The sequence below is a fragment of the Immundisolibacter sp. genome, from assembly GCF_041601295.1.
Lineage (GTDB): Bacteria > Pseudomonadota > Gammaproteobacteria > Immundisolibacterales > Immundisolibacteraceae > Immundisolibacter.
Genome location: NZ_JBFIII010000051.1, coordinates 1 through 21324 on the forward strand (window position 1 = coordinate 1; position 21324 = coordinate 21324).

Sequence of the window (21324 nt, forward strand, 5' to 3'; positions counted from 1 at the left end):
AGAATTGCACCTGTTCATGACGCCCGAGGAGTTGGCCGCGGAGCGCGACGCCAACGGCTGGGAGCAGGCAGTCGATGCGGCAGCCCGCGTTGAGGGGCCGGTGCCCGAGGCGGGCGAGGCGCCCTGAGCGCACCCGCGCAAGCGGTCCAGACGGGCGGCTTCGAGACACTGGCCCGGCAGCTTGCCGCCTACCTGACGCCGGACGACATTGCGGCGATACGCCGCGCCTATGCCTACGGCGAACGCGCCCACTCCGGCCAACAGCGCCAGACCGGCGAACCTTATATTGCCCACCCTCTGGCAGTCGCCACCATCCTGGCCGACCTGCACGTGGATGCCGCGACCATGTGCGCGGCCTTGCTGCACGATGTAATCGAGGACACCACCGCCACCAGCGCCGAGGTGTCAGAGCAGTTCGGCGAGGAAGTCGCGGCCCTGGTCGACGCCGTGACCAAGCTGACGCAGATCCGCTTCGAAACCCGCGAACAGGCACAGGCGGCCAATTTCCGAAAAATGATGCTGGCGGTGGCCGGCGACTTGCGGGTCATGCTGATCAAGCTGGCGGACCGCCTGCACAACATGCGCACGCTGCGCCACCTGAGCGCCGACAAGCGCCGACGTATCGCGCGCGAAACACTTGATATCTACGCACCGATCGCGGCCCGCTTCGGCATGCACACGCTGTGCAAGGAGTTGGAAGACCTCGGCTTTGCGGCGCTGTACCCGCTGCGCTACCGGGTCCTTGACGAGGCCCTGCGTCGCGCCCGGGGCAATCGGCACGATCTGGTGGGCAAGATCGAAACCACATTACGGCATCGCCTTGACGAGGCTGGACTCCAGTATCGGCTGGTCAGCCGCGAGAAGCATCTGTACAGCGTTTACCAGAAGATGCGCGAGGATCACCTGTCCCTGAGCGAGGTCTACGACGTGTATGCGCTGCGCGTGGTGATGGACACCGTGGACGCGTGCTACCGGGCCCTTGGCGTGGTGCACAACACTTTCAAGCCGGTGCCGCAGCGGTTCAAGGACTACATCGCCATACCCAAGACCAATGGTTACCAATCGCTGCATACGGCGCTGTTCACACCTTATGGCGTGCCTGCCGAAATTCAGATCCGCACCGAGGAAATGGACCTGGTCGCCAACGATGGCGTCGCCGCGCACTGGCGGTACAAGAATCCGGATGGCAGCGGCAGTCGCGCCGAGCAGCGGGCACGGGAATGGCTGCACGGGCTGCTGGAATTGCAACGCAATGCCGGCGATCCGCAGGAGTTCCTGGACTCGGTCAAGTGGGATCTGTTTCCCGACGAGGTTTACGTATTCACGCCCAGGGGCCAGATCCTGGCCCTGCCGACGGGTGCCACGGCGGTCGACTTTGCCTACGCCGTGCACTCGGATATCGGAAATCGCTGCGTGGCGGCGCGCGTCAACCGCCGCCTGGTGCCGCTCAGTACCGTGCTGGAGAGCGGCGCCACGGTGGAAATCATCACCGCCCGCACCACCACTCCCCATCCGAGCTGGTTGAGTTTTGTCGTCACCGGCAAGGCGCGGGCGGCCATCCGGCATTTCTTGAAACATGTCGACCACGCGCAGGCGATAGCGCTCGGCAGACGGCTGCTGGAGCTCGAACTCTCCCGCCTTGGCACGCCGATGGCGCAGGTGCCGGAGCAAAACGTCGCCGGCTTGCTGCGGGAATTCAGCGCCAAGGCGATGGACGACCTGCTGGAGGAGGTCGGGCTCGGCAAGCGCCTGGCAGTCGTGGTTGCGACGCATCTGGTCAGCGGCACGCCACCGGCAACTGAACGACGCCCGCGCTCGGGGTTGCGGCGAGCACTGGCACGGGTTGCGCCACGCTGGCTGGTCGGCAAGGACGCCCGCCACACACCACTGGCCATCAAGGGTACCGAGGGTCTGGTGGTGAGTTATGGCAAGTGCTGCCGGCCGATTCCGGGCGATCCGGTACGCGGTTATGTGAGCGTTGGGCGCGGCGTGGTGATCCACGTCGACGACTGCCCCAGCGCCAAGGACTTCGCCAAACAGCCAGACAAATGGCTTGACGTTGAATGGCAACCGGCCAGCGACAGCCGTTTCCCCGTGGACATCCGGGTCGAGATCGAGGACCAACGTGGACAATTGGCCACACTGGCGGCCACCATCTCCGATATGGACTGCAATATCGCAAGTGTCCAGATTGCCAACCGCGACGGCATCCACGCGGTGGCCACCTTCACCCTGGAGGTGCGCGACCGGGTGCACCTGGCGCGCATCATGAAACGCCTGCGGACCATCAAGTCGGTACGCCGCATCATCCGAAAAAGAGGCTGAACATGTCCCTGCAAGCTATCGCCAGCGACCTTGCCCCGGCCGCGATCGGCCCGTACTCGCAAGCCATCCGCGCCGGCAACACGGTGTACCTGTCGGGACAGATTCCGCTGGACCCCAGCAGTGGGGAGTTGGTGATCGGCGACATCGAAACACAGGCCGTGCGCGTGTTCGACAACCTCAAGGCAGTGGCGGAGGCCGCCGGGGGCAGCCTGGCGCAGGCGGTCAAACTCACCATCTACCTGACCGACCTGACCCATTTCGCGACCGTGAACGCCGTCATGGCACGCTATTTCGAGCCGCCGTATCCGGCGCGCGCCACCCTGGGTGTGGCGGCCCTGCCGCGCGGCGCGGGTGTCGAAGCGGACGCGATCCTCGTCCTGACCTGAGCCGCTCCGCTTCGCACCGGGCACCGCCATGGCTGGCCAAGCTGTTGTCACGCGCGCCGCGGCGGCTCTGCCCGGGGTAGGACCTGCGATGTGGCAGCGCCTGGCGCTGCTCGGAATCGAACAACCGGCGGATCTGCTACTGCATTTGCCGCTGCGCTACGAAGACCGCAGCCAGTTGTCATCGATAGCCAGTTTGCGCGATGGCCAGCACGCCCTGGTGCGGGGCCGGGTCGAGGCCGCGGAACTCACACAGCGCCGTCGGCGTGCCCTGCTGGTCGGCCTCGCGGACTCCAGCGGCAGCGTGACCTTACGTTTTTTTCACTTCCGACCCAGCCAGACGCAGCAGTTTCAGCCCGGTGCATGGCTGGAATGCTACGGTGAAGCTCGCCTCGGCCCAATGGGGCTGGAAATGGTGCATCCGGAGTACCGATTGCTACGCAGCGGGGCCAGTGAGCCACTACCGCCAGCGGCGCTCACGCCGGTTTATCCCACCACCGCCGGGCTCACCCAGGCCAGCTTGCGCCGCCTGGTGGGTCTGGCGCTGGATCGTTGCGATCAGCACCTGCCGGAGCTACTGCCTGCGGGGCTACGCTCGGCCGAACAGATTTCCGACCTGGCGACCGCCCTGCATGGCCTGCACCAGCCAGCGGCCGATGCGCTGCTCGACGAACGCCCGTCGGCCTTGCATCGGCTGGCGCTGGAAGAATTGCTGGCGCATCACCTCAGCCTGCGTCGACGGCGCCAGCAGCGGCAAACACGTCGCGCGCCGGTGATCAGGGCCAGCGGTATGCTGCGCGACCGCCTGCTTGAAGCACTCCCCTTCGCCTTGACCGGCGCACAAAAACGCGTCATCGGCGAGGTCCTTGCCGACCTTGCCAGGCCCCATCCCATGCTGCGGCTCTTACAGGGCGATGTTGGCAGCGGCAAGACGCTGGTCGCCGCGGCGGTGGCATTGCAGGCTGCCGAAGCCGGCTGGCAGACGGCAATCATGGCCCCGACAGAACTGCTGGCGGAGCAACACTTCCGTAATTTCTGTCGCTGGCTGCCGCCGCTGGGCCTGGACCCACTGTGGTTGGCCGGCCGCCACAGCGGGCGCGCCCGGGCCGCCATTCTTGCCGACATCGCCTCCGGCCGCGCGCCGCTGGTGGTGGGCACCCACGCACTGTTTCAGGAGGAGGTGCAATTCGCCAGGCTTGGGCTGGTGATCATTGACGAGCAACACCGTTTCGGCGTGCACCAGCGCCTGGCGCTGCGTGCCAAGGGCGACGACGGCGCGCAGGCGCCCCACCAGCTGATCATGACGGCGACGCCGATCCCGCGTTCGCTCGCCATGACCTTTTACGCTGATCTGGATACCTCGACCATCGACGAACTGCCGCCCGGACGCACGCCCGTCCATACCCTGGCGGTACCGCGCCGACGCAAGGACGAGCTGCTCACCGCCATCGCCACCACCTGCGCGCAGGGCCAGCAGGCGTACTGGGTGTGTCCGCTGATTGACGAGTCGGAGGCGCTCGCCCTGTCCGCGGCCAGCGCCACCGCCGAGGAACTGGCCGCCACGCTGCCCCAGCTGCGCGTCGGCCTGCTGCACGGGCGCATGAAAAGCCGCGAGAAAGAAACCGTGATGGCGGCCTTCCTGAGCAACGAATTACAGCTACTGGTCGCCACCACGGTGATCGAAGTTGGCGTCGATGTGCCCAACGCCACGCTGATGGTGATCGACCATGCCGAGCGCCTGGGTCTGGCCCAGTTGCACCAGCTGCGCGGCCGGGTCGGGCGCGGCAGCGCCGACAGCCGCTGCGTGCTGCTCTACCAGCCGCCGCTGTCGGGCGAGGCGCGCGCACGCCTGGCCGCCATGCGCGAAACCAATGACGGCTTTGAAATTGCCCGCCGCGATCTTGACCTGCGTGGTCCGGGGGAGTTACTCGGCACCCGCCAGACCGGCGCCGTAAACCTGCGCGTTGCTGACCTGGAGCGCGACCGAAGCCTGTTGCCGCGGCTGCCACACCTGGCCGGCTTGCTGGAGCGCGAGGCCCCCGCGATGGTGCCGCGTCTGATCGATCGCTGGCTCGGGCGCGGCCTTGACTACGGTGAAGTGTGAGCTCATGCCCACCCGACAGCTGCTGACCGCCGCCGCGCGGCATCCACGCCCAGCACCATGACCGCGACAGCGCGCCTTGCCGCCTATCTGGAACTGATGCGCCTGCATCGACCGATCGGCGTACTGCTGCTGTTGTGGCCGACCTGGTGGGCACTGTGGCTGACCAGCGGCGGCCTGCCGGACCTGAAGATTCTGGTCGTGTTCACGGCTGGCGTGGTAACCATGCGCTCGGCCGGCTGCGCCATCAACGATTATCTGGATAGCGATTTCGACCGGCATGTGGAACGTACCCGCAACCGGCCGCTGGCGCGCGGCGCCATTCGGCCAGTCGAGGCGCTGGTGGTGTGTGTGCTGCTCCTGATGGTGTCCCTGGCGCTGGTACTCACGCTGAACCGGCGCACGCAGGAACTGGCGGTAATCGGTGCCCTGCTGGCCGTGACCTATCCGCTCGGCAAACGCCTCACGCACCTGCCACAGATTTACCTGGGCCTGGCCTTTGGCTGGGGCATCCCGATGGCGTTTGCCGCCGTACAGGACAAGGTGCCCCCCATCGGCTGGCTATTGCTGATCGCCAACGTGTTCTGGACCGTCGCCTACGACACCTTCTATGCCATGGCCGACCGCGATGACGACATCCGCGTCGGCATCAAATCGACCGCCATCCTGTTCGGCGAGGACGACCGGCTCATTGTTGGCGTGCTCCAGGCCAGCGCCCTCGCCACGCTGGCCCTGGTCGGCTGGAATGCCTACCTCGGGCCATGGTTTTTCGGTGGACTGGGAATCGCCGCGCTGACCGCGGTTCACCACCAGTACCTCGCCCGGCGGCGCGAGCCGGCGGCCTGCTTCAAGGCCTTTCTGGCCAACAACTGGTTCGGTGCGGCCGTATTCGCCGGCATCGCCACCCATTACTGGATGCAACCGTGAGCGCGGACCTGCGCGAGTTCATCGCCCGCCTGGAGGCGCTGGGCGAACTCAAACGCATCAGCGTGCCGGTCGATCCGCGGCTGGAGGTCACGGAGATCTGCGACCGGGTGCTGCGGGCCGGCGGACCGGCACTGCTGTTCGAGCGCCCCAGCGGCCACACCATGCCACTGCTGGCCAATCTGTTTGGCAGCGTGCGCCGCGTGGCGCTGGGCCTGGGACGCGAGACTCCGGCCGATCTGCGCGAGCTGGGCGAGCAACTGGCCATGTTGCGCGAGCCGCAGCCGCCCAATGGCCTGCGCGAGGCCTGGCGGCAGCTGCCAATCTACAAACAGGCGCTGGCCATGCGCCCGCGGCGCGTCGCCAGCGGGCCATGTCGGGACGTGGTTTTGGAAGGCGATGCGGTGGATCTGTCCACGCTGCCGATCCAGACCTGCTGGCCGGACGACGCCGGGCCTTTGCTCAGCTGGGGTCTGGTGGTCACCCGCGGCCCGCACGGCGGGCGCCAGAACATCGGCATCTACCGGCAGCAGGTGCTTGGCCGCAACCGGCTGATCATGCGCTGGCTGGCGCAGCGTGGCGGCGCGCTCGACTACCAGGCCTGGCAGGCGGCGCGTCCGGGCGAGCCATTCCCGGTGGCAGTGGTGGTTGGCGCCGACCCCGCCACCGTGCTCGCCGCCGTGATGCCAATCCCCGACGGCCTGTCCGAGTACCAGTTCGCCGGCCTGTTGCGCGGCCAACGCACGGAACTGGTGGCCTGTTCGGACGGTGGTCTTGAGGTCCCGGCGCGGGCGGAAATCGTATTGGAAGGGGTCATCACCCCCGGCGATGAGGCCGACGAGGGGCCGTTCGGTGACCATACCGGCTACTACAACGAGACCGAACGCTACCCGGTGCTGACGGTGCAGCGCCTGAGCCAGCGCCGTGACGCCATCTACCACAGCACCTATACCGGCCGGCCGCCTGACGAGCCGGCCATGCTCGGGGCGGCGCTGAACGAGCTGTTCGTGCCGCTGCTGCGCCGCCAGTTCCCGGAGGTGGTGGATTTTTACCTGCCGCCGGAAGGCTGTTCGTACCGGGTCGCGCTGGTGTCCATTCGCAAGCAGTATCCGGGGCATGCGTCGCGGGTGATGTTTGGCATCTGGTCGTATCTGCGCCAGTTCCTGTACACCAAGTTCATTGTGGTGGTGGATGACGACATCGACGTGCGCAACTGGCAGGACGTGGTGTGGGCCATCAGCACCCGCGTCGATCCGGCGCGCGATATCCTGCTGGCCGAGCGCACGCCGATCGACACCCTCGATTTCGCTTCGCCACAGCCCGGCCTGGGCTCGAAGATGGGGATCGACGCCACCAACAAGTGGCCCGGCGAAACCGCTCGGCAATGGGGTCGACCCATCGCCATGGATGGCGGGGTCAAAACCCGTGTGGATGCGCTATGGGACGAACTGGGCTTGTGATGAAACCACGCAGCTGAGGGCAGGACACCGTTGGGACCACAAATCGCTGCGGGATTCACTGACTCGGCTGCGGACCGAACGAGCCGGATGCGTATAATCGGGCGTTTGTGTCGTGCTGCTGCGTGGTCGTGCGCTCTGTTCCATCACCTTAATCATGGAATCCACTGTGACCGAAATGTCCGCCGTCGAGCGACGCACCGCATCCTTCAGTTATGACGACCTCCTGCGCTGCGCGCGCGGCGAATTGTTCGGCCCCGGCAATGCGCAGCTGCCACTGCCGCCCATGCTGATGTTCGACCGTATCGTGCACATCGCCGACCACGGTGGCCAGTTCGGTCGCGGCGAGATCCGCGCCGAGCTCGATGTGCGCCCGGACCTGTGGTTCTTCGGTTGCCACTTTGCGGGCGATCCTGTGATGCCCGGTTGCCTGGGCCTGGATGCCATGTGGCAACTGGTCGGTTTCTATCTGGGTTGGATCGGCGGCCCTGGCCACGGCCGGGCACTGGGGGCCGACGAAGTCAAATTCGGCGGCGAGGTGAAGCCGACCGCCCGCCGGGTGACCTATAACATCCACATGAAGCGTGTCATCCAGCGCAAGCTGTTCATGGGCATTGCCGACGCCACCATGGACGTGGATGGCAATACCATCTATTCCGCCATTGGCCTGCGTGTGGGCCTGTTCACCAACCATCTTGAGAGCACACCGTGAGACGCGTCGTCATTACCGGGCTGGGCATCGTATCCAGCATCGGCACCAATCAGGCGCAGGTCGCCGACTCCCTGCATCAGGCCCGATCCGGCATCGAGTTCAGCGAGGAATATCAGGAGTTGGGGTTTCGCAGCCATGTGTATGGCCCACTGCGCATCGCTCCGGAAGAGCACATCGACCGCAAGTTGCTGCGCTTCATGGGCAACGCCGCGGCGTATTCGCACATCGCCATGGCCGAGGCAATCGCCGACTCCGGCCTCACCGAGGCCGAGACTTCACACCCGCGTACCGGCCTGGTGGCCGGTTCCGGCGGCGCTTCCACGGCGAACACGGTGCTCGCGGCCGATACCCTGCGCGAGAAAGGCGCCCGCCGGGTCGGGCCCTACATGGTGCCGCGCACCATGTCGAGCACGGTTGCCGCCTGCCTGGGCACCGCATTCAAGATCAAGGGCGTTGGCTATTCCATCTCGTCGGCCTGCGCCACCTCGGCCCATTGCATCGGTAATGCGGCAGAACTGATCCAGGCCGGCAAGCAGGATGTGATGTTCGCTGGCGGTGGCGAGGAACTGCACTGGACCGAATCGGTATTGTTCGACGGCATGGGCGCCCTGTCATCGGCTTATAACGACCGCCCTGCGGTGGCCTCACGTGCCTACGATGCTGATCGGGACGGCTTCGTGATTTCCGGTGGCGGCGGCATCGTGGTGGTGGAAGCACTTGATCATGCGCTGGCCCGCGGCGCCAAGATTTATGGCGAACTGGTGGGCTACGGCGCCACCTCGGACGGCTTCGACATGGTGCAGCCGTCCGGCGAGGGAGCGGTACGCTGCATGGGCCAGGCCTTGGGCGACATTCCATTGCCGGACATCGACTACCTGAACACCCATGGCACCAGCACGCCGGTTGGTGACGCACGCGAGCTGGAAGCGGTACGTGAGGTCTTCGGCGCGCAGATGCCGCCGTTCAGCTCCACCAAGTCCCTCACCGGTCACTCGCTGGGCGCCGCCGGCGTCCATGAGGCGATCTACTGCCTGCTGATGATGCGGGACGGCTTCATCTGCCCGTCGGCGCATATCGAACGGCTTGATCCCGCCGCCGACGGCCTGCCGCTGGTGCGCGAGCGCCGCGATGGCGCGCGCCTGGACACCATCATGTCAAACAGCTTCGGCTTTGGTGGCACCAACGCCACCCTGGTGCTGCGCCGTTACAACGGCTGAAGCGCCGCCGACGGAATAGCGCTGCTCACGGGGCCGGAGAGATCCTCCCGACTCTCTTTCGGGGCGCGTTTCGGTGGTGGTGCCGCCCGACAGCGGATAGCCAACACCAGTGTGGTCGACGTCCGACGGGCGCCAGGCGAACCGGCAGGCTTGCAACCCCGCGCAACGTGGTCGGGGCTGTCCGGCTGCGCCTGCTGCGCCTGCTGCGCGCTCATGCTCGACCAAATTCCGACCCGCAGGTCGGGCGAGCGACCTTGCATTCGGGCCCGCTCCCCCCATATGGCTGCCTGTCGGAATCTCCCCGCCCCTGCCACCGCACGAGGCCACCATGACCCAACCCGAAACCCTCAGCTTCGCCACCGAAACCCGGCAGCTGCTCAAGCTGATGATCCATTCCCTGTACAGCAACCGCGAGATTTTTCTGCGCGAGCTGATCTCGAACGCCTCGGATGCACTCGACAAGCTGCGTTTCGAGGGCTACAGCAACGCCAGTCTGATGGACGGCGGCGGCGAGCTGCGCATTGAGGTAGCGTGCGACCCTATCGCCCACACGGTCACGGTGCGCGATAACGGCCTTGGCATGAGCCGCGACGAGGTGATCGCCAACATCGGCACCATTGCTCACTCCGGCACCAGCGAATTCCTGCAGGCGCTCGAAAGTGGGCAGGCCAAGGACGCCAATCTCATTGGCCAGTTCGGGGTGGGTTTCTACTCGGCCTTTATCGTTGCCGACCAGGTCACGCTGACCACCCGCCGCGCTGATCTGGCCGAAACCGAGGGCGTGCGCTGGCAATCCGCTGGCGAGGGCGACTACACGCTCGAACCGACCAGCGCGCCGCGCGGCACCGAAATTGTGCTGCACCTGCGCGACGACGCGCAGGAGTTCAGCGACGACTACCGGCTCAAGTCCATCATTCGCACCTACTCCGACCACATAACGTTTCCGGTGTGCATGCCCGCCGCCGCGCCGGCCGAAGACGGCGCTGAAAACGATACCGACAGCGACAGCGATGCAGACAGCGAGCAGCCGCCCGCCTGGGACACTGTCAACCAGGCCACCGCGCTGTGGGCGAAACCCAAGACCGAGATCAGCCAGGAGCAGTACGACAGTTTCTACAAGCAGCTCGCGTACGACGCGCAGCCCCCGCTGGCGCTGCTGCACAGCCGCATCGAGGGAGGCCATGACTACACCGCACTGCTGTTCGTCCCGGCCCAGGCACCGTTCGACCTGTGGGACCGAGAGCGCCGCCACGGCGTCAAGCTGTACGTGAAGCGCGTGTTCATCATGGATGACGCCGCTCAGTTGCTGCCGGCGTATCTGCGCTTCGCGCGCGGGGTGATCGACTCCGACGACCTGCCGCTGAATGTTTCGCGTGAGATTCTGCAAAACAACAAAGTAGTGGACGCCATCCGGTCGGGTTGTACGCGCCGTATGCTGAGCCTGCTGGAGGAGCTGGCCCGTGACGAGGCCGACAAATACGCGCGCTTCTGGGGGCTGTTCGGCCGGGTGCTCAAGGAAGGCGTGGTGGAAGACCACGCCAACCGCGACCGCATCGCGGCGCTGCTGCGTTTTGCCAGCACCCGCGAAAGCGAGCAAACAGTGTCGCTCGCCGATTACGTCGCGCGCATGAAAGAGGGCCAGAAGGCCATCTACTACCTGACGGCCGACAGCCAGGCGGCGGCGGCGGCCTCGCCGCAGCTGGAAGTCTTTCGCGCGCGCGGCGTGGAAGTGCTGTTACTCGGCGACCGGATTGACGAATGGCTGGCAAGCAGCCTGCCAAATTTCGATGGCAAGCCCCTGCAATCGGCAGCGCAGGCAGACCTCAAGCTCGACGACCTGGGCCCGGCCGACGCCGAGCAACCCGCGGTGGCCGAGGCCGACTGGCAGCCAACCCTCAGCGTCCTGCAAACCGCCCTGGAAAGCAAAGTGGAATCGGTGCGCCTGTCGGATCGCCTCACTGAATCACCGGCCTGCCTGGTGGCCAGCAAGGACGGCATCTCCGGCAACCTTGAGCGGCTGCTGAAGTCCGCCGGCCAGGACGTACCCGACAGCAAGCGGGTCCTGGAAATCAACCCGCACCACCCCCTGCTCGCGCGCCTGAAAGCGCAAGCTGACGCCGAACACGTTGCCGACTGGGCGCTGCTGCTTTACGAACAGGCGCTGCTTGCCGAGGGCGGCCAACTGGAGGAGCCGGCACAGTTCGTACAACGGCTGAACAGACTGCTGCTGGAAGGGTAGACTGACCAGCCGGTGCAAGGCCGGCCTAAAACCAGAAACTATCGGAGGAGTCAGACGTGCGTTTCATTATTTGTGGAGCAGGTGGCCTGGGTTCAGTGATTGGCGGCATGTTGGCCCGCTGCGGCGAGGACGTGACGCTGGTCGGTCGGGCCCGTCACATGGACGCCATCAAAGCCAATGGCCTTCACATCAGCGGCATTTACGGCGATTTTGTGGTGCGTGAGAACCTGACCTGCATCACGCACCCGCGCGATGCCACCGGCGAGTTCGACTGCATGATCCTGCTGACCAAGGCCAAGGACAGCGAAACCGCACTGGCCGAGGCCGAAAGCATCAAGGACCGGGTACGCCTGGTCTGCTCCCTGCAAAACGGCATTGGCAAGGAAGAGCGCCTGCGTGAATGGGCCGGTCACGACAAGGTCATCGGCGCATCCACCATCGAAGGCGGCGTCCTGCTCGAACCGGGCCATGCCATGGCTGGGCTGACGACGCCCACCACGGCTTATTTCGGCGAACTTGATGGCGGCATCACACCACGCATCGAAGCGGTCACGGCGGCGTTCCAGAAAGCCGGTTTCGGCAGCCGGGCAATGGAGGACATTCGCCAGGTGCTGTGGGAAAAATTGATGCAGATCGGCACCGCATCGGGCTGGTCCGTGAGCACGCTCGGCTTGCCGCTGACCTTTCCGGATGGGCTCGAAGCCCGCGAGGGGGCGATGAACTACATTGCGTTGGCGCGCGATTTCCTCAAGGTCTACAAGGCCATGGGTTACCAGCCGCAGAACTTCTATGCGCCGATGGGCCAGTTTCGTGAATACGATAGCCTGCCCCTCGACAAGGCGGTCGACATGATGATGCAGCTTGGCGTGCGCTTTCGGGAACGCATGCAGGCCAGCGGCGAGACCGAGGGCCGCACCTCCATGCACCAGGACCTGCACCGCCGTCGCAAGATGGAAGTCGACGTGATCCTCAAGCCCTACCTCGACAAGGCGGCAGAACTCAAAGTTGACGTGCCGGTGTTGCAGTACGTGTACGGCGTGGCCAAGGTTCAGGACACCTTCCTCGCGGATTGACCGGGGACACAGGCTGCCCGGCCGATTGAAGGAAATCCTAGGGCAGAATCGGTCCAGGAATTTCGCAAGACGCTGGGCGCGGCTGTGCCAAATACTCTCAGACCTGCGCGATCCTGGGCAAAACAGTTTTCGGTTGGGAGATCTGCGGTGGCTCAGCATTTCTGCGGTGGCGTTTGTTCTCGCCCGTGCGGAGCACCTGCAACGCCGAGCTTGCGACAGGATTTAGCGAGGTCTGGGACCGCATATGAAATACGTTGAGGTTGTTGCTGCCGCCGGCAGCGCCGACACGGTAGCGGCGATCGCCGAGCAACTCAAACTGCCCGATTTTCGTCCTGGCACGACCGGCAAGGACGGCGCGTTGTCGATGCGACTGCTCGTACCGGACGACAAGCTCCAGCCACTGCTGGATTCCCTGCAGACCATGCTCGGCGCACAGTCTACGGCCCAAATCGTGGTCCTACCGGTGGAGGTGGCGCTGCCCGAGCGCGGGGGAAAAGAGCGGGAAGCGGAAGACTCGGCGACCTCAGCCCGTGAGGCCCTGTACAAGGGCGTCGAAAAAAATGCACGCCTGGATGTGAATTTCCTGGTGCTGGTGCTGCTTTCGACAGCCGTCGCCGCCATCGGACTGATCGAGAACACCTTGGCCGTCGTGATCGGCGCCATGGTCATCGCGCCCTTGCTGGGTCCGAACATTGCGTTCGGTCTTGGAACAGCCCTCGGCGATCCGGCCCTGATGCGCAAGTCGGCACTCACGAACTTCGTGGGCATCCTGGTGGTCGTGGGCCTGTCCATCGCGATCGGCACGCTCAAGCTATTCGAAACTCCCGGTCCCGAACTGCTTGCCCGCACCGACGTAGGACTGGATTCCATTGTCCTGGCGCTTGCCTCAGGCGCTGCCGCGGCACTCTCCCTCACAACCGGCTTGTCGAGCGTACTTGTCGGGGTCATGGTGGCTGTGGCCCTGCTTCCACCGGCGGTCACGCTCGGACTCATGCTGGGTCACGGCGAAATCACCCTCGCCTGTGGAGCGGGGCTGCTGTTGGCGGTCAACCTGGTGTGCGTCAACCTGGCCAGCAACATGGTCTTCCTGGCTAAAGGCATCCATCCCCGCACCTGGTGGGAAAAACAGCAAGCGCAACGCGCGACAGTCACTTGCGTCCTAGTATGGATCGCGACCCTGGCGATCCTTGTATTTTTCATTTATGGCCGCCGAGCACTGATCGACTAGCCAGCCCCGCATGCTGAATCCGCCTCGCTCAAGCCTTTTGCACCAGGATCAGATAACGCTCGCCATCCTGCGTCACGTCCCGCAGCACATCGCCGGACTGCTCGCAGAACGCGGCGAAGTCGTCCGGCGCCTTGGTGTCAGTGGCGATCACCCGCAGACCCTCGCCGCTTTGCATCCTGTTCAGGGCCCGGCGGGCCTTGAGCACTGGCAGCGGGCACAGTAGACCGCTGGTGTCGAGCTCCTCGATAACGGAAAGTTCGGTCATGGCTTATCTTGCGGTGGCGTAACTCCAGCTAAAGCATACTGTCTTAGCCGGTACCATTTGTAACGCCCGTAACACCCGCCCATGCTGCGTCGCCTGATTTGCCTCGTCCTGTGCCTATATGTGCCCCTGGCACAGGCGGAGATTGCTTTGCCGGAAATCGGTGACGCCGCCGGCGGCCTGCTGTCGGCGCAGCTGGAACAGCGCATTGGCGTCACCTTCATGCGGCAGGTGCGGGCGGCCATGCCGCTGGTAGATGATGCGCTTATCAATGGTTACGTGGATGGCCTGGGCCAGCGCTTGGGCCGCAACAGCAGCGATTCAGCCCGCGGTTTCAGTTTCTTCGTGGTGGTCGACCCTACGCTGAACGCCTTTGCCGGCCCCGGTGGCAATATCGGCGTCCACAGCGGCCTGATCCTGACCACGGAAACCGAGGACGAACTGGCGTCCGTGCTGGGCCACGAAATTGCCCACGTCACCCAGCGCCACCTGCCCCGTGCCTTCGAGCACCAGCAACGCATGACCGTACCGACTATCGCGGCCATGCTCGGCGCCATCATCCTGGGCGCCTATGGGGGCGGCGACGCCGGTGTCGCGGCGATCACGGCGGTGCAGGCCGGCGCAGTCCAGAACCAGATCGATTTCACCCGCCACAATGAATCCGAGGCCGACCGGATCGGCATTCAGACCCTGGCCCGGGCTGGGTTCGATGCTCGCGCCATGGCGGATTTTTTCGGGCGCATGCAGCAGTCGGGACGCTACAGCGCAGGCCAACAGCTGCCCGAGTTTCTACGCACCCATCCGGTCACTTTGGACCGGATCGCCGAATCACGGGATCGGGCCCGGCAAATGCCACTGCGACGCGTACCCGACAGCGGTATGTACCTGCACATGCGCGAGCGGGTACGGGTGCTGACCGGTACCGGACCTACCGAGTCACTGCGTTATTACAAGCAAAACCCCACGCCCGATGGCCCCATGGCGGCCAAGGCCTGGAGATACGGCAAAGTACTGGCGTTGTTACGCGCGGGGCAGTTCCAAGCGGCGAGCCAACTCCTGGCCGGGCTCAGCGCCGGTGCACCGGACTTTCTGCCCTATCGAGTTGCCCGGGTGGAAATCGCGCTCGGTGAAAGCAAGCCCGCCACCGCCAGCGCCCTGGCCCGCAACGACCTCAAGCTGTTCCCAGCCGATCAGGCATTGTTGGCGCTGCTGGGGCAGGCCGAACTGCGCTCCGGCAACGCGGCGGCGACGCGCGCACTGCTGGGCGACTTCATCTACCGACCTCAGCCGCCGCCACATATCCTGGAACTGCTGGCCCAGGCTGCCGACAAACGCGGCGACCAGGTGGAGGCCTACCAGATGCGCGCCGAATATCATGTGCAGAACGGCCGCCTGGAGGTGGCGATGGAGCAACTGCGGCGTGCCAGCAAATTGCAACCGATTGCGTATGCCCAGCTGGCTACTATCGAGGCGCGCCTGCGCCAGCTGCAGGACGATCTTGAGTTCGAACGTCAGTTTTTCGGCCGCCGCTCATTGACCTTACTCTGAGTCGCACGCCTCACCGAATCAGGACCGCTCCCATGTCGAATGAACGCTCAACCAGCCGGGCCGAACACTTCGACGCTCTGGTTGTCGGCGCCGGCTTTGCCGGCCTGTATGCCCTGCACAAGCTGCGCGACCAGATGGGCCTGCGGGTGCGAGTGTACGAAGCCGGCGGCGGCGTGGGCGGCACCTGGTACTGGAACCGCTACCCCGGCGCCCGCTGCGATATCGAGAGCCATCAATACTCGTACTCGTTTTCCGAGGCGCTGCAGCAGGAATGGCACTGGAGCGAGAAATACGCCGCCCAGCCGGAGATCCTGCGGTATCTCGAACACGTCGCCGAGCGTTTCGGCCTGTACCGGGACATCACCTTCGACACGCGCATCAGCGGCGCCAGGTTCGACGAGGCAAGCAACGAGTGGATTCTGGAAGTGGCCGGCCAGCCGCTGGCGCGGGCGCCGTTCCTGATCTCCGCCCTGGGCACCCTGTCGGCGCCCAAGCCGCCGGAGTACCCCGGCTTCGACAGCTTTCGCGGGCAGGTCTATGTCACCGGCACCTGGCCGCACGAGGGCGTCGATTTCACCGGCCAGCGCGTGGCGGTGATCGGCACCGGCGCCAGTGGCGTGCAGGCGATCCCGGAAATCGCCAAACAGGCGGCGCAACTGACCGTGTTCCAGCGCACGCCCAATTTCGCCAGCCCCAGCCGCAACAGTCCGATGACCTCCGACTACGAACGCAGCATCAAGAGCCGCTACGCAGCCCTGCGGCGGCAGGCGCGGCAGTCTTTCGGGGGCATTCCGTTCGACCAGATCCAGCCTTCCGCGCTGGCTGTGTCGGCCGAGGAACGCCGGCAGGTCTACGAGCGCTGCTATGCCGAGGGCGGTTTCCGGCTGTTCTTCGACAGCTTCGCCGACCTGCTATTGGACCTGGAGGCCAACCGCACGGCGGCCGAGTTCGTGCACGAGAAAATCCGCGCGCGGGTGAAGGACCCGGCCGTGGCCGAGCTGCTGTGCCCCAAGGACCATCCCTACGGCACCAAGCGCCCGCCGCTGGAAGTGGACTATTACGAGACCTACAACCGCGACAACGTGAGCCTGGTCGACCTGCACCGCACGCCGATCGAGGCCATCACGCCGCAGGGCATCCGCACCCGCGAGCGCGACTATGAATTCGACAGCATCGTGTTGGCGACCGGCTTTGACGCCTCGACCGGCCCGCTGCTGCGCATGAACGTGCGCGGCCGCGGCGGCCTGCGCCTGAACGACAAATGGGCGGACGGCCCGCGCACGTACCTGGGCCTTGCCGTGCAGGGCTTTCCGAACCTGTTCGTGATCACCGGGCCGCAGAGTCCGTCGGTGCTCTACAACATGCCACTGGCGATCGAGGACCACGTGGAGTGGGCAGCCGACTGCATCGCCTATCTGCGCGAGCGTGGCCTTTCCACCATCGAACCGACTCTGGACGCCGAAGACCGCTGGATCGCCCATACCAACGAGGTCGCCGTAGGCACCCTGCTGCCGCGCGCCAACTCCTGGTACATGGGCGCCAACGTGCCGGGCAAGCCGCGCGCGCCGCTGGTGTACCTGGGTGGCGCCCCGGCCTACCGGAAAATCTGCGACGACGTGGCGGCGGAAGACTATCGGGGCTTCGCGCTGACCCCTGGCGCGCCGGGTGCGGAATCCGCCTGAGCCGGGGTCCCGGGCATGGCCCGCCCCTGCAATCACCCGCCCGGCATATGCGACGCCGCCCTCACACCCCCGCGGCGCGCAGGTTCGGCATTGCGAGACGTCCAGTCAGACCGCCCACCAGCGCCTGCCCAGCCGCCGCGATACCCGCCGCATCCAGGCCGAACTGCGCCAGTTGCCGGGCCGGATCACCATGCTCGACCAGCCTGTCCGGCACCGCCAGCACCCGTATCGGCACGCTGATCTCCTCCGCAGCCAGGGCTTCGAGCACGGCGCTGCCAAAACCACCGGCGAGTGCGTGTTCTTCCACCGTCAGCAGCGCCCCGCAGCGGCGCGCCAGATTGGCGATGGCCACCACGTCGAGTGGCTTCACGAAACGCGCGTTGAACACCGCCACGCTGATGCCTTCGGCCGCCAGCCGCTCGGCGGCCTCCAGCGCCGGTGCGACGCGGCTGCCGAGCGCCACAATGGCCAGGTCGTCACCGTCGCGCAGCAGCTCGCCACGACCAATCGGCAGTGCGCGAATTTCGGCATCCAGCGGCACGCCAAGGCCGTTACCGCGCGGGTAGCGCAGCGCCACCGGCCCGGGGTGCTCCACCGCCGTGCGCAGCATGTGCCGCAGCTCGTTTTCGTCTTTGGGCGCCATCAGCGTGATGTTGGGCAGGCAGCGCAGAAAGGCGATGTCGTACAGGCCCTGGTGCGTGGCGCCATCGGCGCCGACCAGCCCGGCGCGGTCCAGCGCAAAGGTGACGTCCAGGTTCTGCAGGCACACGTCGTGCACGATCTGGTCGTAGCCCCGCTGCAGGAAGGTCGAATAGATGGCGGCGACCGGCTTCATGCCCGTCGTCGCCAGACCGGCCGCAAAGGTCACGGCGTGTTGCTCGGCGATACCGACATCGAAAAAACGCCGCGGCAACACTTTCGCAAACCCGGTCAGGCCCGTGCCGCCCGCCATGGCCGCCGTGATCGCCACGATGCGTTCATCCGCCTGCGCCAGCTCCAGCAAAGCCCCTGCAAACACCCCGGTGTAGGACGGCGCCGGCGTGGCCGGCTTGGGCATATGCCCGGTGACGGCGTCGAACGGTGTCACGCCGTGGTACTTGAGTGGATCCTTTTCGGCCGGCCCATAGCCGGCGCCCTTGCGCGTCAGGGCGTGTACCAGCACCGGCCCCTCGCCGTTGCCGAGCATGCCGCGCGCGTTGGCCAGCGTCTCCAGCAGCGCCGGCAGGTCCTGCCCGGACACCGGCCCGATGTACCGAAAACCGAAGGCCTCGAACAGCGTGCCGGGCGTCAGCAGTGCCCTGGCGGATTGCTCCGCCCGGCGCGCCAGTTGTTGCAGTGGCTGCGGCAATGGCGCCAGGATGTCCTTGGCGAATCGTCGCAGGCGCCGCGCCGACGGCGCCGACAACTTGCGCGACAGGAAAGCACCCATGGCGCCCACGTTCGGCTCTATGGACATCTCGTTGTCATTCAACACCACCAGCAGGTTCGACTGCTTCAGATGCCCGGCGTGGTTAAGGGCCTCCAGCGCCATGCCGGCGGTCAGGCCGCCGTCGCCGATCAGGGCGATGGCGCAGGCGTCCTCGCCGGCCGCCTGCAGGCCGCGTGCCATACCCAGCGCCGCCGAAATCGACGTGCCGGCGTGGCCGGCACCAAAGGCATCGAACGGCGATTCGCTGCGGCGCAGAAACTTGGCCGGGCCGTCCGCCTTGCCGATACGCGCGAAACCGGCGCGCCGCCCGGTCAGCAGCTTGTGCGCATAGCCCTGGTGGCCGACGTCCAGCACCAGCCGGTCGCGCGGCGTGTTGAACACGTAATGCAGGGCGACCAGCAGTTCCACGGTCCCCAGACTGGACGCCAGATGCCCGCCACTGACCGCCACCTGGGCCACGATTTCCTCGCGCAGGGCAGCGGCGATCTGCGCCAGCGCCGTGGCCGGCAGCGCGCGTAGGTCCGCCGGCTCATTGATGGCATCCAGTACGGTGGTATTCATGGGGAGGACTCCTGCGAGGCACATGACAGGTCGGGCGGGGACGCACGCTCGCGCAGCGCATGACGGCGTTCACAGTACGCCGCGTCCTCGACCCACAGGCGACGCGCCGCCAGGCGCATCAGGGGCTGAATCAGCCGGCCCAGGCGGCGCGCCACGGCAAAACCGGATCGCGTCGAGCTGGCAAAAATCGCTTCTGTGATCAGGCACTGGCCGGGCGACAGCGCCGTCGCATGGGTCTCTACCAGCGAGCCTTCACCCTCGCCAGCGACGATGGTCATGACGATGCTGCGCCGGTCCGGGCAATGAAAGCGCGCGTCCACCTCCACCGCCAGCCGGCCTGCGACCCGAAACGCCACCCGCACGGTGATGCTGTCCTCGGCCTGCTCGCGTACCGCGAGGCGGGCGAAGCTGTGGCCGTGAAAATGCGCCCCATGCCAGGGGTCGAGGCGGTTTTCCAACACCTCGCGCGGCGTACAGCGTGCCCGCAGGCTCATGACGGATACCAGCGCTGACGTCGGGCGCACCGGCAGCACCGGTCGGGGCAGCAGCGCCTCGCCGGGCAGCTGCACCCAGACCAGCGCGCCGTCGTCGTGGGTCTGATACAGCGCGCTGCACGGCGCCGCCGGGTCCAGACGCAGGCCATGCCAGGGACACACCAGGCCGCCGTCCACAAGCCGGCCGCGCGACCAGGCAGCGCCAAGATGCGGGCACTGATCGTCGGTCGCGTGAACGCCTGCCTGGCTGCGCCACAGCGCCAGCGACCGGCCTTCGACCTGCACCGCCAGCGGCCGTTGGCGCAGCGCCGCGGAAGCGCCCAGCACATGCCAGCCGCCACCCGGCCGATCGAGTGCCCTGGCCAGCGCTCCGGCAATCCAGCGTGGCTCGGCGGCCTGCCAGTCGGGGCGCGGGGCCGCTGGCAGCTCGCCAAGCGTCTGGCCGAACAGCCACAGCGCCTTGCCGTGTGCGTCGCGCGTGCGCAGCATCAGGCGAACCTCGACAGAAACGACATCACCCCGCGCGGCGGCCCGACCCACAGCGGTGCCGGGTCCACCTGCCGGCTGGCCAGCAACGTATTGGCGGCCAGCATGCCGCTGGCGGTAGCCCGCTCCATCAGTGCGCTGGGAAACGGCAGGCGCACAAAGTCCCCAGCCAGCACCAGCGACGGATCGGCGCTACCGACCGACGGCCGGGTGGTGGCGCTGTCGGGCGCAAAGGCCGGGCAGTCGGCGCGCAACAGAAACTGCTCGCCGAGCACCTGAGCCAACGCGGTTTCCGGATACAGCGTGTGCAGCGCAGTCAGCAAACGGCGGCGGATATCTGGCTCGTCATCACTGGCAAGCCCATAGGCGTGCAGCTCCAGCACCGCGCCGCCGTGGCGCTGCGCCCAGTCGCGGCTGGGCTCGTGAAAAACGCTGTACACGGACACGTTGTCCAGGATGTCGTAACCAGCTGTGCCGGCAAACGCCGCCCGCTGTACCGGCCGGTCCAGCCACAAACGCCACACGGCGAACGGCCGGGTGGGCTGCACCTTGTCCAGCGGCGCCAAAAGCGCCGCGCCGAGCGACGGACTGGCGTCCAGCAAGCACCGCAGGCCGGGGACGTCGAGCGCCAGCACCAGGGCATCGGCCTCGATGTCGCCCGCGGCGGTCCGAACTCCCCAGCCGGCACTCTTCCGGCTGATCGCCTGCGCCGGACAACCCAGGCGCAGGTCGACGCCAAGCGTCGTCAGGTGGCCCTCGAACGGTCGCCATAGCCACTCGCCAAACGGCCGGCGCGCGACGTCGAACACCAGCCCTTCGCGGTTACCAAAAAAGTAGTAATGAAACAGCATCAGCAGATCCGCGGCCGACAGCTCGCCGGTCGGGTTGAAGAAGCTGTGCGCGAACACGTCCAGCAGCCGCATGCGCGCCGCGGGCGGAAAGTTCAGCTCCCGTAGCCACTGCTCGGCGCTGACGCCATCCCAGCGCGCCGGCGTGCGCTGCGGATGCCAGGTGAGCATGGCCAGCGCGTTGCGGATCCGCACCCGCGCCAGATCGGTCATTCCCAGGCCCACCTGGCGCATCAGCGGCCACAGCGTAAGCAGTGCGTTGGCCGGCAGGTTGGCGAACGACAGCGGCCCGGCTGGCGTGAGGATCGGGTAATCGGCCAGCGGCAGCAGGCCACTGAGCGCCGGATCGACCCGC

16 protein-coding genes are annotated in these 21324 nt (G+C 66.3%); 12 read left to right on the forward strand and 4 right to left on the reverse strand.

Annotated elements, in window-relative coordinates; genetic code table 11:
• The first annotated feature begins 123 nt into the window (after positions 1–123).
• The 10 genes from ABZF37_RS08330 (at position 124) to ABZF37_RS08375 (ending at position 13659) form a co-directional block, all read left to right on the forward strand.
• A complete protein-coding gene (locus ABZF37_RS08330; protein WP_372718808.1) occupies positions 124–2325 on the forward strand; it encodes a bifunctional (p)ppGpp synthetase/guanosine-3',5'-bis(diphosphate) 3'-pyrophosphohydrolase in 2202 nt (733 codons plus the stop codon).
• A gap of 2 nt (positions 2326–2327) precedes the next feature.
• Positions 2328–2711 (forward strand): RidA family protein, encoded by a 384-nt coding sequence (locus ABZF37_RS08335; RefSeq protein WP_372718779.1) that lies wholly within the window; start codon positions 2328–2330, stop codon positions 2709–2711.
• A 28-nt stretch (positions 2712–2739) separates the two neighbouring features.
• Positions 2740–4812 carry an ATP-dependent DNA helicase RecG gene (gene recG, locus ABZF37_RS08340; RefSeq protein ID WP_372718781.1) on the forward strand — a complete coding sequence of 691 codons (2073 nt, stop codon included), beginning with the start codon at positions 2740–2742 and terminating at the stop codon, positions 4810–4812.
• 57 nt (positions 4813–4869) lie between these two features.
• Positions 4870–5736, forward strand: a complete 867-nt coding sequence (gene ubiA, locus ABZF37_RS08345; protein ID WP_372718783.1) for a 4-hydroxybenzoate octaprenyltransferase — start codon at positions 4870–4872, stop codon at positions 5734–5736.
• Positions 5733–7193, forward strand: coding sequence for a 4-hydroxy-3-polyprenylbenzoate decarboxylase (gene ubiD, locus ABZF37_RS08350; RefSeq protein WP_372718785.1), 1461 nt, complete (start codon positions 5733–5735; stop codon positions 7191–7193). The genes ubiA and ubiD overlap by 4 nt, the downstream gene beginning before the upstream one ends.
• A gap of 175 nt (positions 7194–7368) precedes the next feature.
• On the forward strand, positions 7369–7902 hold the full coding sequence (gene fabA / locus ABZF37_RS08355; protein ID WP_372718810.1) for a 3-hydroxyacyl-[acyl-carrier-protein] dehydratase FabA: 534 nt from the start codon (positions 7369–7371) through the stop codon (positions 7900–7902).
• Entirely contained in the window at positions 7899–9119 is a 1221-nt protein-coding gene (gene fabB / locus ABZF37_RS08360) for a beta-ketoacyl-ACP synthase I (RefSeq protein ID WP_372718787.1), read from the forward strand. Before fabA ends, fabB begins: the two co-directional genes overlap by 4 nt.
• A 328-nt stretch (positions 9120–9447) precedes the next feature.
• The gene (htpG, locus tag ABZF37_RS08365) at positions 9448–11358 is read left to right on the forward strand and encodes a molecular chaperone HtpG (protein ID WP_372718789.1); all 1911 of its coding nucleotides are present in this window, start codon (positions 9448–9450) and stop codon (positions 11356–11358) included.
• 56 nt (positions 11359–11414) lie between these two features.
• The gene (locus ABZF37_RS08370) at positions 11415–12431 is read left to right on the forward strand and encodes a ketopantoate reductase family protein (RefSeq protein ID WP_372718791.1); all 1017 of its coding nucleotides are present in this window, start codon (positions 11415–11417) and stop codon (positions 12429–12431) included.
• Between the two features lie 244 nt (positions 12432–12675).
• Positions 12676–13659, forward strand: a complete 984-nt coding sequence (locus ABZF37_RS08375; RefSeq protein WP_372718793.1) for a TIGR00341 family protein — start codon at positions 12676–12678, stop codon at positions 13657–13659.
• 28 nt (positions 13660–13687) lie between these two features.
• Here the strand turns inward: ABZF37_RS08375 and ABZF37_RS08380 are convergent, their stop codons facing one another.
• Positions 13688–13924 (reverse strand): sulfurtransferase TusA family protein, encoded by a 237-nt coding sequence (locus ABZF37_RS08380; protein ID WP_372718795.1) that lies wholly within the window; start codon positions 13922–13924, stop codon positions 13688–13690.
• An 81-nt stretch (positions 13925–14005) separates the two neighbouring features.
• Between ABZF37_RS08380 and ABZF37_RS08385 the strand changes: the two genes are divergently transcribed.
• A complete protein-coding gene (locus ABZF37_RS08385) occupies positions 14006–15469 on the forward strand; it encodes a M48 family metalloprotease (RefSeq protein ID WP_372718798.1) in 1464 nt (487 codons plus the stop codon).
• A 32-nt stretch (positions 15470–15501) separates the two neighbouring features.
• Positions 15502–17151, forward strand: coding sequence for a flavin-containing monooxygenase (locus ABZF37_RS08390; protein ID WP_372718800.1), 1650 nt, complete (start codon positions 15502–15504; stop codon positions 17149–17151).
• 61 nt (positions 17152–17212) lie between these two features.
• Here ABZF37_RS08390 and dxs read toward each other — a convergent pair whose 3' ends face one another.
• The 3 genes from dxs to ABZF37_RS08405 form a co-directional block, all read right to left on the reverse strand.
• Positions 17213–19141 carry a 1-deoxy-D-xylulose-5-phosphate synthase gene (gene dxs / locus ABZF37_RS08395; protein ID WP_372718802.1) on the reverse strand — a complete coding sequence of 643 codons (1929 nt, stop codon included), beginning with the start codon at positions 19139–19141 and terminating at the stop codon, positions 17213–17215.
• The gene (locus ABZF37_RS08400; RefSeq protein WP_372718804.1) at positions 19138–20124 is read right to left on the reverse strand and encodes a Rieske (2Fe-2S) protein; all 987 of its coding nucleotides are present in this window, start codon (positions 20122–20124) and stop codon (positions 19138–19140) included. Before ABZF37_RS08400 ends, dxs begins: the two co-directional genes overlap by 4 nt.
• On the reverse strand, positions 20124–21324 hold a 1201-nt coding region (locus ABZF37_RS08405), incomplete at its 5' end, for an FAD-dependent oxidoreductase (RefSeq protein WP_372718806.1). The genes ABZF37_RS08400 and ABZF37_RS08405, both read right to left, overlap by 1 nt.